We start from the raw sequence: 17,589 nt of genomic DNA on the forward strand, positions 1-17,589 counted from the left end.
TGCAAATGGGCATTATTTCCTCATCGGGGACGCTCGATCCTGTGCCGATAGGCGCAAAAAGACATTATCGGAGCGTCCGCGAAGCTCGTAAAGGCAGCGATAAGCGCCAAAAGGCACGATCGTCGCCTTCGCTACCCCCGGAAAGGTACCGATAATCGAAGCAGGACACTAACGCCGGCTATTTTTTCATGTTTTATTCAAAGCTTCTGCGGCAATCCGGTTGATTGAGGGAAATAGATGCATTGTTGCTTCCGGCGGCAGACGTCGCAGCGCGAGAGACGCAATTTATGTACGATACGAATGCGCAAAATTAGCTAATGCAAAGCGCCGCACGCTAAAACAAACAAACATACTGGGACGCCCTCTCCATGAGTCTTTCCCGACGATCCGCACGAACGGGTTGTTCCATGCCGATCAACTGCTGCAGCGCGGTTCGAGCCAAATGCGAATATACGTCGTTTCCGCAACATCTCCGCTCTAGCTCCTGCGCGTCGAAAGGCTGTTTGGCAATCAGTATCTTCCGCAAGCCATTCGACCAGGTCACCCAATCGGACGGCTTATCGCAAGCTTCAAGCACCCACTCGCTCGCGACCGGTCCGGCATTCGTGGATAACAGCAAATGAATTCGATCGCAGTCGAGGTCTCTTTGAACGAAGGGTACGATGAAAAGCTCCAGCTTAAAGATGAGGACGACTGGCGATGAGCTTGCCGGAGCGGCCGGCGTTTCGATGGCTTGCACTTGCATGTTACGGTATCTCTCCCTTCGAGCCGCGACGGCTTGCCATTTATGATAGGCCGATCCGCTCGATCTGTAAAATGCAGCGATAGTGGATAGGCTTATCTTAAAGGCAAATTTTTCAGCCGCAGTAAAGCAAGGCTCGTAAAACCACTCATTTTGCGATAAATCTCGTCGTCTCTTGCATTTGCTTTGGCATTGGCATTTGTTCGGTCAGTTTCGCGAGCCAATTCCGCTATCAGTCCCGCGAACGAAAACGATAACCGACGCCCGGCTCCGTCAGTATAAACTGCGGCTGCGTCGAATCCGCCTCCAGCTTTTTGCGCAGGTGGCCGATGTACACGCGCAGGTAGTGGCTGTCGGACTCGCTATGCTGATCGCCCCACACCTGCTGCAGCAGGTGCCGCTGGGTGACGACTTTGCCGGCGCTCACGGCCAGCAGCTTGAGCAGGTCGTATTCGGTCGGCGTCAGCTTGACCCGCTCTCCGTTCAATTCGACGACGCGATGAATCAGATCGATGGTCAGCGCGCCGAACGTCAGGACCGGCTCGTTAATCGATTGAGAAGCCGCATGCCGCAGCGCCACCCGGATGCGGGCGACGAGCTCGCCCATGCTGAACGGCTTGGTCACATAATCGTCCGCCCCGCCGTCCAGCGCCACGATCTTGTCTTCCTCCCGATCCTTGGCCGTCAGCACGATAATCGGCGCCAGCGACCATTCCCGGATGCGGCTGAGCACCTCCAGGCCCGGCAGATCCGGCAGCCCGAGATCAAGCAAAATCAAATCCGGCCGAACCAGCGCCGCCTGCTGCAGCCCTTCCTCGCCGGTCGCCGCCTCGTGAATGACGAATCGGTATGCCTGTAAAGTTACGCGAAGCAGCTTGCGAATTTGCGGCTCGTCATCCACGATCAAAATTCGTGCGCCTTGCTCATTCATCGCCATCGTTCTCCGTTTCCTGTTCCTTTAACCGATCCTGCCGGTCCTGCCAGTCCCGCCGGTCCTGCCGTTCGCCGGCATCGCCCAGCGGAAGCGCGATCGTCATTACCGTGCCATGCGGCTCGTTGCGCCTTCCCGATATCGTGCCGCCGTGCAGCTCCGCGATTCCTTTGCAGATGGCGAGGCCCAAGCCCGTGCCCGTTACTTGCCTCGTGGCATCGGCACGATAAAACTTGTCGAATATCCGCCCGTATTCCTCCTCCGCAAGTCCGATCCCCTGATCGGCCACCGCAATGACCAGTGTGTCCGAGTCGAACGACACCGCGATGTCGATCTCGCTGTAATCCGGGCTGTACTTGATCGCATTGCCGACGACGTTCGCCAGCATTTGCTCCAGCAGCACTTCGTCGCCCGATACCAACGGGACGTGTTCGGGCAGCCGCACTCTAAACTTGCGATGCTCCTTGTAGTCCTGAACCTGGGCCAGCGTTACCCCGACCAGATCCTCAACGTCGCACCAGTTTCTCCGCAGCCGCAGCATGCCGCTCTCGAGCTGCACCATGCTGAGCAGATTTTTCACCAGCCGGTTCATCCGCAGCGCGCCGTCGCGAATATTGATCGACAACTCCTTCCGGTCCTCGGAGGTGAACGGCGCGTCGTCCGACGCCAGCACGGTGGCGGAGCCGATGATCGCGGCAAGCGGCGTCCGCAGCTCATGGGAAACGGAATCCAGGATCGCCGTGCGCAGACGTTCCGATTCGGCCGTCAGATGCGCGATCTTGGCTTCCTCGGCCAGCTTCGCGCGGGCGACGGCGCTAGCGGCCAGTCCGCCAAGCGCCTCGAGCATTTCTCGCTGTCCGGCAGTAAACAAGCTCTTCCGCTCCTTCAGATTAAGCGCGAGCACGCCGTATACGCGCTCCTCGGTTCGCAGCGGCAAATAGCAGCCGGGCGCGTCGCGCAGCGTATGCGAGCCATAGCCGATCGCTTCGCCGTGATCGAAGGCCAGCTTGGCGGTCGCTTTTTCCGCTTCGCCTCGTCCCCAATCGCTATCCGCGGCGGAGCGGTGGCTAAGCACCAGAGTGCCCTTTGCGTCCGGCATATAAATGGCGACCTCGCTGCCCATCGATTGCGCCGCTTGACGGGAGACGTTATCGAGCAACACGTTCACGTCGGTGATCGCGTTCATCTGCCTGCTCAGCGTATATAGCGCCGTCGTCTGCGCTTCTCTCTGCTTGGCATAAAGCAACTGCTGCTTGAGCCTTGAAGCCAGGCTGGCGGTCAGCGCGGCGACGGCCACGTAGACGGCGAACGATACCAAATAACGCAGGTCCGCCACCGAGAAGCTGAGCGTCGGCGGGACAAAAAAGAAATCCAGCGCGACGATCGCGAGTACGGCCGCATAGATCGCAGGGCGAAGACCCCACCAGACCGCGCTGACGAGGATCGGAAATAAATAGATCAGCGCAATATTCACCAGATCGAACGCGAGGCCGAGCACATGCATGACGACCGTCATGAGCGCGACCAGAAGGGTGATGCTTGCATAAGGCCGCCAGCGCGCCCATAAAGCTTGCAGGTTCCGCACGAATTTACACTTCCCGCCCGCACGAATTTCCGGACTCGTTTTCCTTAAGGTTACTGTAAACAGCGAAGAAAATAAACCGTAAAGAGGTGTAAAAATACTATAAAAATCACTCATAATCTTAATAATATTCAGTATTCGAGAGAAAACGGGAGAACAGTACCTTTTTTATTTCCATTTCTATCGATTTTAATCGAATATCCATTTAAATCCGATTTGGGTTCCTTTACAGCAAGTTCAGCCGGGCGTAAGATACGTGCAGAACGGTGCCTGGCTAGCACGGAGGCAGCGGATTGACGGTTTGATGAGGGAAGGGATTGCGAGACTGTTTTAACAAATGGCTTTCACAAAATCGTTAGACGCTGAATCCTGGAACGAGCAGGAACGGGGGAACCAATCGGGGCCATATACGGCTCCACGGGGTGAATCGCCAGGCACATGACAGTGCCCGGCGTAGGGCGGCTCTCGCGCCCGAATCCGACAGCTAACCTCGCAAGCGTATCGGAGAGGCAACACTTGTCGCGCGCGATCCAAGACGACGGTCTTGATCAGAAGCCGCGGGAAAGGTTCCTCCTTTGCCGGGCTTCTTTTTTGTTGCCTTCTTCCTACTTAGGAGGGGGAGCTTATGGAACAACGTCGTATTTTAGTGGCTGCGTCGGATGCGGCGGGGAGAGACTTCATTCGCCAGGCGCTGTACAAAAAGCTGCCTGTAGCCGCGCTTACGAACAACGGCAGAGAAGAAAAGGCGCTGCGGAAGATCGGAGTAAGCGAAGTTGTGCATGTAAATACTTCCTGTATCAACGAGAACGCCGCCGCGCCCGCATTTCCGATCGGACGGGTGTTCATTTTCGAATCCAGCCTGCCGCTGACCTGCCGGTATTTGCAATGGGCGACCGGGTGCTCGTGTCTTGCGATTACTGTCGTTACGCATGCCTGGCATCCGGAAGTCATTTACAAAAAGCTGGGCGCGAGATACGTGGTGCGTACGCAAACCGGGGAAGTCGGATTTTTGCTCAGCCGTCTGCTCGATTGATTTTAAAAAGGAGTGTATGACCTTGCTCGATATTTGGATGACGTTGACGTTACTCGCCGCCTTTGCGCTTGTCGCCGGATTCGTAATCTGGTGCGACAAATCGATCGACGATGCGGGAGGCGAGCGCGCATGACGATCGTGCTGATTTTCACCGGCCTGCTGCTGATCTACCTGGTGTACGCCTTGCTGCACCCGGAGAAATTTTAACGATACGCTTATCTGAGTCGCTTTAGCCCAAGGAGGAAAGGCCATGGATCTCTTGCAAATCGTCATCGTCATCGGCATTCTCGTGCTGATCGCCAAGCCGCTCGGAAATTATGTTTTCCACGTCTTCTCCAACGCTCCCAATCGGACCGACGGACTGTTCGGCTGGGCCGAGAAGCCGATCTTCGCGATACTCGGACTTAAAGTCCGTCCGGGGATGAGCTGGAAGCGGTACGCGCTCAGCTTCGTCGCGACCAACTTCGTGCTCGTGGCGGTCAGCTACATTCTGCTGCGGATACAAAGCGGACTGCCTTTCAATCCGAACGGCATCGGCAACATGGAGCCGACGCTGGTCCTCAATACGGTCATCAGCTTCATTACGAATACGAACCTGCAGCATTACAGCGGCGAGACGGGCTTAAGCTACTTTTCGCAGATGGCGGTCATCATGATGATGATGTTCACGTCCGCGGCGACCGGGTTCTCGGTGGCGGTGGCTTTTGTCAGAGGCATTACGAGCAAAGGAAGGACGCTGGGCAACTTCTTCGAGGACTTCGTCAAATCGCACACCCGGATTTTTTTCCCGCTTGCCATTCTCGTAACGCTCGTATTGGTGGCGCTGCAGGTGCCGCAAACGCTGGATCCGACGCTGTCGGTGACGACGCTGCAGGGCGCCGCGCAGCAGATCGCTATCGGACCGGTCGCCTCGCTGGAAGCGATCAAGCATCTGGGCACGAACGGCGGCGGCTTTTTCGGCGCGAACTCGGCGCATCCGTTCGAGAATCCAAGCGCGTTGACCAACGTGATCGAGATTCTGTCGATGTGGGCATTGCCCGCGGCGCTGCCCTTCACGTATGGCCGATTTGCGAAGAGCCGCAAGCACGGCTGGGTTATTTTCTCGGCGATGATGGCGCTGTTCCTCGTGTTTCTGACGGTCGCCTACACGGCGGAGAAGAGCGGCAATCCCGCGCTGGAAGCGCTCGGCATCGACGCTTCGCAGGGCAGCATGGAAGGGAAGGAAGTTCGCTTCGGCATCGCTCAGTCCGCGCTGTTCACGACGGTGACGACGGCGGCGACGACGGGCACGGTCAACAATATGCACGATACGCTGACTCCGCTAGGCGGTCTGGTGCCGCTCGCCGAGATGATGCTGAACGTCGTATTCGGCGGCAAAGGCGTCGGCCTCGTCAACATGCTGATGTACGCGATGCTCGCCGTGTTCATCTGCGGCCTCATGGTCGGCCGGACGCCGGAGTTCCTCGGACGCAAGATCGAGCCGCGCGAGATGAAGCTGATCGCGGTCGCGATACTGGCCCATCCGTTCATCATCTTGGCGCCGACGGCGATCGCCTTCCTGACCGATCTGGGCAAGGGATCGATATCGAATCCCGGTTTTCACGGCATCTCGCAGGTGCTGTACGAATATACGTCTTCTGCCGCCAACAACGGCTCAGGCTTTGAAGGCTTGGCGGACAATACGCCGTTCTGGAATGTTACGACCGGCCTCGTCATGTTTTTCGGACGCTACGTTTCGATGATCGCGCTGCTGGCCGTCGCCGGTTCGATGACGCGCAAGCAATGGGTGCCCGAGACGATCGGCACGTTCCGCACGGATAACGCGCTGTTCACCTTCCTGCTGATCGGGACGGTCATTCTGATCGGCGCGCTGACCTTCCTGCCTGCGATCGTGCTCGGACCCGTCGCGGAGCATCTGACGATTCGCCAATAAGAGATGGAGTGAAGCAGCCGTGAACGATAAACGCAAAAAAAGCATGTTTTCCGGACCGCTGGTCGCAGACGCCCTGAAGGCGAGCGCGATCAAGCTGAATCCGGCGGTCATGATGAAAAATCCGGTCATGTTCGTTGTCGAGGTCGGCACGGTCATCGTGCTGCTCATGACGCTCTTTCCCGGTTACTTCGATGCGAAGGACCGCATCGGCTTCAATCTGACGGTATTTCTGATCCTGCTGTTCACGGTGCTGTTCGCCAACTTCGCCGAAGCGCTGGCCGAGGGCAGAGGCAAGGCGCAGGCCGATACGCTGAAGCGGACGAAAAAAGAAATTACCGCCAATAAGGTCGTTAACGGCGGCGGCGTAAAAACGGTGCCCTCGACCGAGCTTCGCAAGGGAGATATCGTCGTCGTCTCGCAGGGAGAGATGATTCCCGGGGACGGCGAAGTGATCGAGGGGCTGGCATCCGTCGACGAGTCCGCGATCACCGGCGAATCCGCGCCTGTCATCAAGGAGGCGGGCGGGGACTTCAACTCGGTAACGGGCGGCACGCGGGTTGTCAGCGACCGGATCAAGATCCGTATTACGAGCGATCCCGGCGAGACGTTCATCGATCGGATGATCGCGCTCGTCGAAGGCGCCAAGCGGCAGAAGACCCCCAACGAGATCGCGCTGAATACGCTGCTGATCAGCCTCACGATTATTTTCCTGATCGTCGTCGTCACGCTCGGACCGATCGCGTCCTACGTGGACGTCAAGCTGGAGGTGCCGGTGCTGATCGCGCTGCTGGTCTGTCTGATTCCGACGACGATCGGCGGGCTCCTGTCCGCGATCGGCATCGCCGGCATGGACCGGGTGACACAGTTCAACGTGCTCGCGATGTCGGGCAAGGCGGTCGAGGCCGCGGGCGACATCAACACGATGATTCTCGACAAGACCGGTACGATCACCTTCGGCAACCGGATGGCGAGCGACATCGTAGCGGTCGGCGATGCCCGCATCGAAGAGACGGCCGCCTGGGCGGCGATCGCTTCGATCCGGGATGAGACGCCGGAAGGCCGCTCCGTGCTGGAATGGATGAAAAAAAACGGAAAAACGTTCGACGCTGCGATTGGCGAAGGCGGCAGCTTCGTGGAATTCAAGGCGGAAACGCGGATGAGCGGCATCGATCTGCCGGACGGACGCCAGGTCCGCAAAGGCGCCGTCGACGCGATCCGCAAATGGGTGGCGACACAGGGCGGCGTCGTACCCGAGGATCTAAGCAAGCAAGCGGACCGGATTGCCTCGGAGGGCGGCACGCCGCTCGCCGTAGCCGTCGACAAGCAGGTATTCGGCGTCATCTATCTCAAGGATACGGTGAAGCCCGGGATGAAGGAGCGGTTCGACCAGCTGCGCGCGATGGGTATCAAGACGATCATGTGCACGGGCGACAACCCGCTGACTGCGGCGACGATCGCGAGAGAAGCCGGCGTGGACGACTTTATCGCGGAGAGCAAGCCGGAGGACAAGATCGCGGTGATCCGGCGCGAGCAGGTCGACGGCAAGCTGGTCGCCATGACCGGAGACGGGACGAACGACGCGCCGGCGCTCGCGCAAGCGGACGTGGGGCTTGCGATGAACAGCGGCACGACGGCCGCCAAGGAAGCGGCCAACATGGTCGACCTCGACTCGGACCCGTCCAAGATCATCGAGGTGGTCGCGATCGGCAAGCAGCTGCTCATGACCCGCGGCGCCTTGACGACGTTCAGCATCGCCAACGATATCGCCAAGTACTTTGCGATCATCCCGGCCATGTTCATGCTGGCGATTCCGCAGATGGACGCCTTGAACGTCATGCAGCTCGGTTCGCCGCTGTCGGCTATTTTATCGGCTTTGGTGTTCAACGCCATCATCATTCCGCTGCTCATTCCGCTGGCGATGAAAGGCGTCGCTTACCGGCCGATGAGCGCTTCGCGCCTCCTCAGCCGCAATCTGCTCGTCTACGGCCTCGGCGGGATCGTGGCGCCCTTCGTCGGCATCAAGCTGATCGATATGCTCGTTCACGTGTGGATCTGATTGCGCGACAGCGAGTAACCCATTTGAAAAGAAAGAAGGAATCGGCCATGAGTACGCTTGTGCAGGACCGGCAGGACGACGACGGCGCGCGCTCGGGCGGCTCGACGCTCTGGATCGCCGTTCGCATCAGTCTGCTGTTCATCATTTTATGCGGTATCGTCTATCCGCTCGTCAGCACGGGGCTCGCGCAGCTGCTTTTCCCACACCAGGCGAACGGCAGCTTGCTTAAGGACAACGGCGGCAACGTAGTAGGCTCCGAGCTGATCGGACAGCCGTTCACGGATCCAAGCTACTTCCAGGGTCGCGTCTCAAGCATCGACTATAAAGCGGAGGCTTCCGGTTCGAATAATTACGGGCCTTCCAATCCGGACCTGCTCGCCCGCACCAAGGAATCGATCGCGAAGTGGCGGCAGGAAAATCCGGACGTGCCGGTCGATCGGCTGCCGATCGCGCTTATCACCAATTCGGGCTCGGGGCTCGATCCGCATATTACGCCACAGTCGGCGCTTGTGCAGATTGCGAGGATCGCCAAGCTGACCGGCCTATCCGCGGCCGAGCTGTCGTCGCTGGTCGACGTTTACACTGAAGACCGCGACCTGGGCATTTTCGGCGACAAGCGGGTGAACGTGCTGAAGCTCAATCTCGCCCTGAAGGAAAAGCTGGGCAAATAAAAATCGTTCAAAGCCCTGTCCGTGCCTGTTATGACGGACGGGGCGGTTGCCTATCTGTCCCTTTGTTCCGCTGCCGATCTGAAATTTTTTCATTGTGTCGCTTTGTCCGACCAACGGCGGTCTTTATCGCATTTTTCGCATATAAACGAGGTGTATCCTTTTGCCGGTAGCCAAGCTTAACGGAACGTCGCTCTACTATGAGACGCAAGGAAGCGGAACCGCTCTTCTGTTCATTCACGGGCATGGCTGGACGCATCGCATGTTCAAGCCCCAGCTCGATTACTTTTCCGACCGTTATCAGGTGATCGCCTGCGATCTGCGCGGCAACGGCCGCTCGGGCGAATTGCGGCAGTCTCCGGATGACATTATCGATACGCAGTGCCTGGATCTGATCATGCTGCTGAACGCGCTTCATATCCGGGAAGCGGTGTTCGTCGGCATCGCTTACGGCGGTTTGATCGTGCAGCAGATTGCGACGCAGTACCCGGAGCGGGTCAAGGCGATCGTCATCGCGGACAGCTTCTGCCGCAGCGAGGCATCCACGTTTCTGGGCAAGCTTCAGCTGGCTGCCGCGTATCTGAGCTGGGTAGATTACTACGCGCCCGGCGAGCTGCTGCTCCCCTCGCTGCGGCTCGCGTACCGCCGGTGGGGACGCGCTTACAGCGAGCTCCGGCGAAATGTGCTGGACCGGAGACCGCGAGAGCTGTACCGGCAGCGGCTGGCGACCAGGCGCATCGATTACTCGACACGTTTAACCGAATTTACCCGGCCTGCATTAGGCGTCGTCGGCGACTACACGGCGTTTGGCGTCGAGCGCATGAGAGAGGTCGTCGCCCACCTGCCGCAAGCCAGGCTGGCGATCATTCCCGACGCGAACGAACCGAGCAGCCTGTGCCAGCCGGATTCGTTTAACGATGTGATCGAACAATTTCTGGAACGGCAGGCGCTGCGGCCGCGGCGGGAGGAGGGGAGCGGATGACGGAGTTTCGGCGCAAAACGCCGGAGGAGATTTTATACTCGATATCGAAGCTGCATCGCGGACGCCTGAAGGTTATCATCGGCGCGGTCAGCGGGTCGGGCAAAACGTATCATATGCTGCGGGAAGGCAATCTGCTGAAGCAGCAGGGGATCGACGTGGTGATCTGCGCGGTAACGACGATGCAGCGTGCGGAAACGGTGCAGCAGACGCTCGAGCTCGAGCGCGTGCCCAGCATTCATTGGCATAAGGAAGGCATCGAGCAGAAGGATCTGCCGCTCGACGCGCTGCTTGCCCGCAACCCGGAGGTGGTGCTCGTCGACGGCCTGGCCCACCGCAACCGCGACGGCGCGCGGTTCAAGACGCGGCTGGAGGATATCCGCTACCTGATGGATCACGGCATCAGCGTGATTACGACGATCAACGTGTACGAGCTGGAAGGGGAAGACGAGATCGTCTACAAGCTTACGGGCATACGCGCGGAGGAGACGGTACCCTCCGACACGCTGGAGCTGGCGGACGAGGTGCGTCTGATCGACGTGTCGCCGGAGACGATCCTGAAGCGAATCGACGAAGGCATTCTGGGCGACCGGCGGCATCCGGCGATGTGCCGTCGCGGCAACCTCGGCGTGCTGCGCGAAATCTCGCTGCGGCTGATGGCGGAGGGCGTCAACGATTCGCTGGAAAAGCATCGCGAGGCGCTTGGGCTCGTTGGCCCTTCCGGCGCAGCGGAGCGGATCCTCGTCTCGGCGCAATACCACTGGAACGGATCGCTCCACGTGCGCAGAGGACAGCAGATTGCCAGACGGTTGAACGGGGATCTGATCGTCGTGACGTTCGTACGTCCCGGGCGGACGCTGACCAAGGACCAGCAGGTTTTCAAACGGTCCATTCAAAAGCTGGCCCAGAAGGTGGATGCGAAGTTCGAGGAGCTGCCGCTTCCCGGCCGGCGCAAGCTTCCGTCGCTCCTCGTGCGTTATGCGACCGAGAACAACGTCACGCGAATCGTGATGGGGCATTCCGATAAAAACCGCTGGCAGGAAAAGTGGCAGGGCTCCATCGCCAACCGGGTGCTGCGGAAGACGAAGAACATCGACGTGTTCATTATGGCGGATCGCGCGGAGCAGACCGGCGAGCGCATCCTGCCGATTAAGCCGAGGCCCAAGGCGGCCGCGGAGCGATATCGCCGTCTTAGCACGGGAGAGATCGAGAAAAAGATCGAAACGATCCGCCGGGGCACCTTTAAGGTTTATATCGGAGCGGCTCCCGGGGTCGGCAAAACGTTCAAGATGCTGCAGGAAGGCAACAGCTTGCTCGGCAAAGGGATCGACGTCGTCATCGGCCTTCTGGAGACGCACGGGAGGAAGGAGACGGCGGAGCAGGTCGGTGCTTTGCCTGTCGTGCCGAGAGCCGTCATCCCCTATCAGTCGGCCAGGCTGGAGGAGATGGATACGGAGGCGATCGTCGCGCGCCGGCCCGAGGTCGTCCTGGTCGACGAGCTGGCGCATACGAACGTGCCGGGAAGCCGGGACAAAAAAAGATACGAGGACGTCATCCGCCTCCTGGACAGCGGCATTTCCGTCATTTCCACCGTAAACGTGCAGCATCTGGAGAGCCTGAACGACGCGGTTGAGCAGCTGACGGGCGTTCGCGTGCGAGAAACGGTCCCGGATGCGATTCTGCGGCTGGCGGACGAGGTGGAGCTGATCGACGTTACCCCTCAAATGCTCCAGCAGCGCATGCGCGAGGGGAAAATCTATGCGGCGGATAAGGTCGATCAAGCGCTCGGATCCTTTTTCAAAATCGGCAATCTGATCGCGTTAAGGGAACTTGCGCTTCGCGAACTGGCGGACGACGTGGACGAACGCCTGGAAGCCTGGGACCGCAACGCCTCGCTTCGCGGCCAATGGCGGCGGCAGGAGATGATTTTCGTATGCGTGGACGCAGGCCCGCGCGCCGAGCGGCTGATTCGCCGCGGATTCCGCATCGCGCACCGGCTCAAGGCGGAGTGGCATGTGCACTATGTGCAGCGGGGCGCCGAGGCGAGCGGCGATGCCGCCAAACGCTTGGATACGCTGCGCCAGCTATGCGAACGGCTGGGCGGGAGGATGGAGATCGCTCCCCTTGGCGGCCGCAAGCGGATCGGCGAAGCGCTGCTGCAGCGAATGAACGAATTGAACGCGACGCTGCTGATCGTCGGCCAATCCCGCCGGCCGCTTTGGCACTCGCTGCTGAAGGAGACGGTCGTTCATTTTATGCTTCGCCGGGCCCGGGGAACCGATATGCTGATCGTCGCGGATTTCGACCGGAGCGCCGGAGAGTAAAGGGCCATAGCCGTTCGTCAAAGGAACATCCGGCAGCCGATCTCCATTTACGCACAACGTACGATCGGAATCTTCAACGGTAATGGATGAAATGCAGGAACCAATCGCAAGCCGGGCTCAGCACGAACTGTTGAAGGCGGATCAGCGTCAAGCGGGGCCAATCGTTCAGCTTGGCAAGGCTCATATAGACGCTCCAGGCGACAAGCAAGAGGAAGCCGGCCGATTCTCCCTTTCGTCCGTGCGCCAGCATCGCTTTACACCCGAAATAGGCGAACAGCAAAATTCCTGCGGCGAAAACGCCGAAGAGCGGGGTAAGCTTCATTCGTTTTCCTGCTCCTCGAGTTTTTTGAACGTTTTGGTGCTGACGCCGACTCGCTCGATTTTCATTTTAATGTCGGTTTTCAACGCGATCGACGCGAACGCCTCGTCCCAGTTGTTCTTCACCGACTTCCAGTATTTCGGATCATGCCGATGGACGGCTTCCGCGAAGCCAAGAACGTCGGCTTTGTGCATTTTGACGGCCTTCCAGGCCTCGTCGACGATATTGTCGATTTCCTCCTTTAATCGGGCTTCCAATTGCTGAAGGACGCTGGGCTCCAGCAGATCGAGCGCGCAGTCCATCTCTTCGAGCGCGCCTTCTGTCCGAATGCGGACGTCCATGGTCAGCCGTTCGCCGGCTCGCCTCGGCACGAGCTTCGTCGAAGACTTCGTGATTCGGAAGGTTCCCAGCTGCTCCGTCTGGCCCCTGTTGACGCATGGAAAAGCGAAGGTGGCAGACTTGATGCGGTCGGCGATAAAGGAGACGCCCAGCGCTTCCCGCTGGTTCAGCCAACCGACCATCCGATCGGCTTTGAACAGGGCGAGGCGTCCGAGTTTAAGCCTCGCCGTCAAGCTGGTCTTCGACAGTTGATCCGTCCGGTTTACGTCCGGCGAGCCGCCGATGTAGATTTCCGGCAATACGCCGCTTCGTCCATCCCCCACGATACTCATTGCGAACTCGTATACTTTGACGGCAGGCAGAATCGAATCGATTCTGCTTTCCTTCGCGATCAGGGCCTGCAGCCCTTCTCCGCTGATGCGCTGAATGGCGAACAACTGACTGATTATTCGCGAAGGGTCCCCTTCGGAGATCAGAATATTGACGGTCTCCCGCGCTTCCGGCAGCCTGAAGTACACGTCCAGGATGGCGTTCATGCCGGAGCGGGCGGCTCTGTCGCTTACGACCAGCACGCGATTATGCGCAAAATAGAGCTCCCGCGGGCTTTCCATGACGCTGCGGGACACGGCCTCCCTGATCGTTTTTCCCGTGGTCGAATACACCGTAATCGGCGATCCGCTGCTGCCTGCGCCGCCGCCGCCGTAGCCTGAAGAGATGGCTGAAGGGATAATGATCTGGTAGGAGATGGTCCAGCCTTTATCCGTCTTGTCGAAGCTCGTGGCGGACGTGATGGCGAGCTCGTTGAGCTCGGTCCGGTCCCAGCACCCCGACAGCAGGATGCAGAAGGCCAGGCAAGAGGCAGCCAAGATACCCTTACGAATCGTTCGGGTCATACGAACGTCGCCTCCTCATTCCTTTGGCCGTGACCCACAGACCCGCCGCGATGATTGCCGGCACCAGCGCATTGCTGAACAGCAGGTCTAAAAAACCGGTTTTAACGGTGTATGCGTAGAAGTCGGCGGCATTGCCCCACGAGTACAGCGCATTCAGCAACACGAACAGACCCAGCGCGAACAGGAATGGCCGCTCGTTGCGGATATGGAAGCTTTGCACCAAGCACTGGCTAGCCCCGAACATGAGGACCGAGAGCTTCAAATACATGGTCAGCAGCCAGATCGAGATGAATACGATCTCGAGACGCTCAAGCAGGCTGCCGATCTCGATGACGCTCACGATCAAAAAACCGGGGTAGGTGATGAGCGGCACGAGGCGCGGGCCGAACGTCGCGATCGAGACGGCGACGGTGACGGTGATCGACGCGCCGGCAAGCGCCACACCCGCGATTCCCGCACGGATCGCGCTTTTTTTTTGCCGGATATAAGGCGCTAGCAGCAGCAAGACCGCGACCTCGGACATCCAGCTGGCAGGGAGGAGACTGCCCTTCAGAACGGGCGTAAAGGAGCCTTCCCACAGCGGCAACAGCGGCTTCACGTGCATGTTTTTCATAATGAGCAGAGAACCTGCGGCGATCAACAGGACCGAGAAGAGGAACGTGATCATGTTGACTCTGACGATCGTCTCGATCCCTTGGCCGACCGCGTAGAGCACGACCAGCATGATGATCGACATCGTCAGCCATTGCGGCGTGCGATGCAGCACTTCATCGGATATAAAATACGAAAATTCGCTCAGGGTGATCACGGAGACTGTGATATAGTAGCGGGCCAGGAACAGTCCGATCAATACGCAAGCCCATCGTCCGAGTCGTTTCTCCAGCCAATTCATCAGGGGCATGCCGGGGTTTTGATTGCCAATATGGCCGACCAGCACGGCGATCCCGATTCCGATGAGCGTGCCGATCGCCGCCGACTGCCAGGCATTTTGCTTCGCGAACGATGTGATCGCTCCTGGAAGCAGCAGGATGCCCGTCGGCGCGATCGTGAACATGATGAGCGCAGACACTTGAAAGGACGTGATTTTCTCTTTCATTCGTCGTTCCTTTCGCCGGAAAAGGACGAAGGCGGCTCGGGTTTTTGGTTTTTGCCTTGCCGGACGTTCGCCTTCGGATCCGCGATCAGCCGCGGCCTCGTCGAGAGCGCCCACCAAGGCAAGCGGATGAACACATCCTTCAAATTGGGTATCGAGAGCGGTGACAACGGCAGCATGAACGGAATGCCGAACGACCGGAGACTGACCATATGGATCAACAAAAACATCAGCCCCGTCATGACGCCGAACAAGCCGAAGGTGCCGCCCAGTATCATCATGGCAAAGCGGATGAGCCGAGAGGCCGTCGCCATGTTGACCGACGGGATGACGAAGTTCGCGATGGCCGTAAAGGAAACGACGATGACCATCGCCGCCGATACGAGCCCGGCCTGCACGGCGGCTTGACCGAGCACGAGAGCGCCGACGATCGAGATCGCCGATCCCATCGCTCTCGGCATGCGCACCCCGGCTTCGCGGAGCACTTCGAAGGTGATCTCCATGATGAAGGCTTCCACGATCGCCGGGAACGGCGTCCCCTCCCGCTGCGCGGCCAGGCTGATCAGCAGCGTCGTCGGAATCATTTCCTGATGAAAGGTCGTGATCGCGATGTACAGCGAAGGGAGAAGCATTGAAACGAGGAACGAACCGAACCGGATCAATCGCAGAAAGGAAGCGATGTCGAAGCGTTGATAATAGTCTTCGCTCGATTGAAAGAAACGGTTGAACGTGACCGGCGCGAGCAGCACGAATGGCGTGCCGTCCACGATGATCGCGATCTGGCCTTCCAGGATCCCGCCGACGATCGCGTCGGGGCGCTCCAGGTTTTGCAGCGTCGGAAACGGCGTGAACGTCCGGTCCTGAATGAACTCTTCGATATAGCCGCTCTCCAGGATGCTGTCCGTATCGATGCCATCGAGCCGTTCGTGGATTTCGTCGACGATTTTTTGGTTCGCAATGTCCTTCAGGTAGACGACGGCGATTTGGGTTTGCGTCACCGTTCCGATGCTTTTATGATCGATCCTCAGTTTCGGCGACTTGATTTTTCTCCGGATGAGCGAAGCGTTCGTCCGCATGCTTTCCGTGAATCCTTCCTTCGGTCCGCGGATGACGGTCTGGGAGCTCGGTTCTTCTATGCTTCGATGCTCGCCGCCCGCCGTGTTCGCGCATACGGCGATCTCGCTCCCCTCGACAAGCACGACCGTGCTGCCCTCAAGGAGCGACTTGAGAATCTCTTCGCCGGTTCGGACCTCCGCGATGCCGCCGACGGCCAGCACCTTGTCTTTGAGCAGCCGCAAACGTTCGGAGCCCGTTATCGACTCGACGAGCGATTGTGCCGCGTCCAGAATGCGATCGACGATCCTCCCGTTGACGGACATCGGATCGACCAGTCCTTCGATGTAGACGATTGTCACGAGCGGCTGCCCATCTGCGCCGCAGGCAAAATCGCGGGTCACGATATCCGCGCCGTGGCCGAGCTCGTTCATCATCCATTCAAGCGCAACTGCGGACGATTCGGGAATCGGGGTTGAACGTCGTTTGGTCATGCGCGCACCTTCATTTGTCGGTTTTTCGCCAGCATGATCAAGAGTAGGAGCAGGGGAATGGCGATTTGAAAGATAGGGAAGTGATACTTCAAATTGTATTTAAAACCGATCCACACCTGCGCCATCTGGCTGCGAAACAGGAGGGAGCCGCCGAAGATCACCATCCCGACCGGCAGGATCATCGTGCGGTGCCGCAGCTTGAGCAGACGGGAAGCGGTGAGCGTAGCTGCCAAAAAGTAGGTCGTTTGCTTCATGAAGACGCCCGTGAACAGAAGCAGAGCGACGAAGGGATCCATCCGCTCGATGACGCTCGCGATTTGGACGAAGCTCGTGCCCATCATGAACGGAATGGAGCTGATCAGCGATACCGGACCGAGGCTGCCGATGATGGCTATATTGGTGACGACGATGAAGACGCCTGCGAACAAATAGCTGAACAAGGTGACCCGGCTTAACGTCTTGCGGTCGCCGTAATATTGCCAGAGCATCAGAAAAACGACCATTTCTCCGAATGGAAAAGAAATAACCTCGGGAATCGCGGCGTCGAAAACCGGCCGCACGCCCCCCTCCATGATCGGCTGCAGCCGTTCGAGATGAACGATATCTGCGCCGATGAGCAAGAAGATCAGCGCGCAATAGACGATGAGAACGACAGGGAGGAGAACCTCGGCCAGGCGGAAAAACACTTCCACCCCTTGATAAACCGCATAGGCGGACAAAAGAATTAATACGAGCAAAACGACAGCAAGCGGGGTATGCGGAAGCAAATATACAATCATCAAATCGCTGAATTCGCGAAAATTCCGGATGGATTTATAGCTGAAGTAGAGGATGTAGGAAACGGCGAGCACCGTGCCCGCATACTTTCCGAAGTAGGCCAGCAAGATGTCGACGAGATTCTGGCGAGGCGCGAGCTTCTGGATCGACAGGGTGACGAACGCGAGTAGCGCGAAGCCGACTAGCATGGCGAAGAGCGTGGCGATCCAGGCATCGCGCTTGGCGTCGCTGGCCAGCAGGAACAGAGACGAGCTGCCGATCTGAAACAGGATGATCAAAGCGGACAATTGAAAGCGGCTGTACTGGACGATGGCTCGCACCTCCCTCGGCAGGGTAAATATGGAACCTTCGTATTTTGCATGAGGGGGAATGA

Annotated in this window: 15 protein-coding genes and 1 riboswitch; of the genes, 7 read left to right on the forward strand and 8 right to left on the reverse strand. The window is 58.7% G+C overall.

Annotation, left to right across the window (positions count from 1 at the left end; all coding sequences use genetic code 11):
• Positions 1-334: 334 nt before the first annotated feature.
• The 3 genes from KB449_RS05910 to KB449_RS05920 form a co-directional block, all read right to left on the reverse strand.
• Entirely contained in the window at positions 335-745 is a 411-nt protein-coding gene (locus tag KB449_RS05910; RefSeq protein ID WP_282907488.1) for a hypothetical protein, read from the reverse strand.
• Positions 746-974: 229 nt separating this feature from the next.
• Positions 975-1,679, reverse strand: a complete 705-nt coding sequence (locus KB449_RS05915; protein WP_282907489.1) for a response regulator — start codon at positions 1,677-1,679, stop codon at positions 975-977.
• Complete coding sequence (locus KB449_RS05920) at positions 1,666-3,258, reverse strand: ATP-binding protein (protein WP_282907490.1); 1,593 nt, start codon at positions 3,256-3,258, stop codon at positions 1,666-1,668. The genes KB449_RS05915 and KB449_RS05920 overlap by 14 nt, the downstream gene beginning before the upstream one ends.
• A 347-nt stretch (positions 3,259-3,605) precedes the next feature.
• Positions 3,606-3,769: riboswitch (cyclic di-AMP (ydaO/yuaA leader) on the forward strand.
• A 111-nt stretch (positions 3,770-3,880) separates the two neighbouring features.
• On the opposite strand from KB449_RS05920, the gene KB449_RS05925 reads away from it, so the two are divergent.
• From KB449_RS05925 to KB449_RS05950, 7 genes are all read left to right on the forward strand, one after another.
• Complete coding sequence (locus KB449_RS05925) at positions 3,881-4,288, forward strand: hypothetical protein (RefSeq protein ID WP_282907491.1); 408 nt, start codon at positions 3,881-3,883, stop codon at positions 4,286-4,288.
• A gap of 129 nt (positions 4,289-4,417) precedes the next feature.
• On the forward strand, positions 4,418-4,495 hold the full coding sequence (kdpF, locus tag KB449_RS36430) for a K(+)-transporting ATPase subunit F (protein ID WP_110468956.1): 78 nt from the start codon (positions 4,418-4,420) through the stop codon (positions 4,493-4,495).
• A 43-nt stretch (positions 4,496-4,538) separates the two neighbouring features.
• Positions 4,539-6,221 (forward strand): potassium-transporting ATPase subunit KdpA, encoded by a 1,683-nt coding sequence (gene kdpA, locus KB449_RS05930; RefSeq protein WP_282907492.1) that lies wholly within the window; start codon positions 4,539-4,541, stop codon positions 6,219-6,221.
• A 19-nt stretch (positions 6,222-6,240) separates the two neighbouring features.
• The gene (kdpB, locus tag KB449_RS05935; RefSeq protein ID WP_282907493.1) at positions 6,241-8,277 is read left to right on the forward strand and encodes a potassium-transporting ATPase subunit KdpB; all 2,037 of its coding nucleotides are present in this window, start codon (positions 6,241-6,243) and stop codon (positions 8,275-8,277) included.
• 47 nt (positions 8,278-8,324) lie between these two features.
• Positions 8,325-8,948 carry a potassium-transporting ATPase subunit KdpC gene (gene kdpC, locus KB449_RS05940; protein ID WP_282907494.1) on the forward strand — a complete coding sequence of 208 codons (624 nt, stop codon included), beginning with the start codon at positions 8,325-8,327 and terminating at the stop codon, positions 8,946-8,948.
• A 160-nt stretch (positions 8,949-9,108) separates the two neighbouring features.
• A complete protein-coding gene (locus KB449_RS05945; RefSeq protein WP_282907495.1) occupies positions 9,109-9,927 on the forward strand; it encodes an alpha/beta fold hydrolase in 819 nt (272 codons plus the stop codon).
• Positions 9,924-12,248 (forward strand): histidine kinase, encoded by a 2,325-nt coding sequence (locus KB449_RS05950; RefSeq protein ID WP_282907496.1) that lies wholly within the window; start codon positions 9,924-9,926, stop codon positions 12,246-12,248. Before KB449_RS05945 ends, KB449_RS05950 begins: the two co-directional genes overlap by 4 nt.
• A gap of 73 nt (positions 12,249-12,321) precedes the next feature.
• Here KB449_RS05950 and KB449_RS05955 read toward each other — a convergent pair whose 3' ends face one another.
• Genes KB449_RS05955 through KB449_RS05975 form a run of 5 tightly spaced genes read right to left on the reverse strand, consistent with a single transcriptional unit; the run spans position 12,322 to position 17,536 of the window.
• Positions 12,322-12,570, reverse strand: a complete 249-nt coding sequence (locus KB449_RS05955) for a hypothetical protein (protein ID WP_282907497.1) — start codon at positions 12,568-12,570, stop codon at positions 12,322-12,324.
• Positions 12,567-13,799: a Ger(x)C family spore germination protein gene (locus KB449_RS05960; RefSeq protein WP_282907498.1), complete on the reverse strand. Its 1,233-nt coding sequence runs from the start codon at positions 13,797-13,799 to the stop codon at positions 12,567-12,569. The genes KB449_RS05955 and KB449_RS05960 overlap by 4 nt, the downstream gene beginning before the upstream one ends.
• The gene (locus tag KB449_RS05965) at positions 13,780-14,895 is read right to left on the reverse strand and encodes a GerAB/ArcD/ProY family transporter (RefSeq protein ID WP_282907499.1); all 1,116 of its coding nucleotides are present in this window, start codon (positions 14,893-14,895) and stop codon (positions 13,780-13,782) included. Before KB449_RS05965 ends, KB449_RS05960 begins: the two co-directional genes overlap by 20 nt.
• The gene (locus tag KB449_RS05970; protein WP_282907500.1) at positions 14,892-16,439 is read right to left on the reverse strand and encodes a spore germination protein; all 1,548 of its coding nucleotides are present in this window, start codon (positions 16,437-16,439) and stop codon (positions 14,892-14,894) included. The genes KB449_RS05965 and KB449_RS05970 overlap by 4 nt, the downstream gene beginning before the upstream one ends.
• Positions 16,436-17,536, reverse strand: a complete 1,101-nt coding sequence (locus tag KB449_RS05975) for a GerAB/ArcD/ProY family transporter (RefSeq protein WP_282907501.1) — start codon at positions 17,534-17,536, stop codon at positions 16,436-16,438. The genes KB449_RS05970 and KB449_RS05975 overlap by 4 nt, the downstream gene beginning before the upstream one ends.
• Between the last annotated feature and the right edge of the window lie 53 nt (positions 17,537-17,589).

The organism is Cohnella hashimotonis (assembly GCF_030014955.1).
GTDB lineage: Bacteria > Bacillota > Bacilli > Paenibacillales > Paenibacillaceae > Cohnella > Cohnella hashimotonis.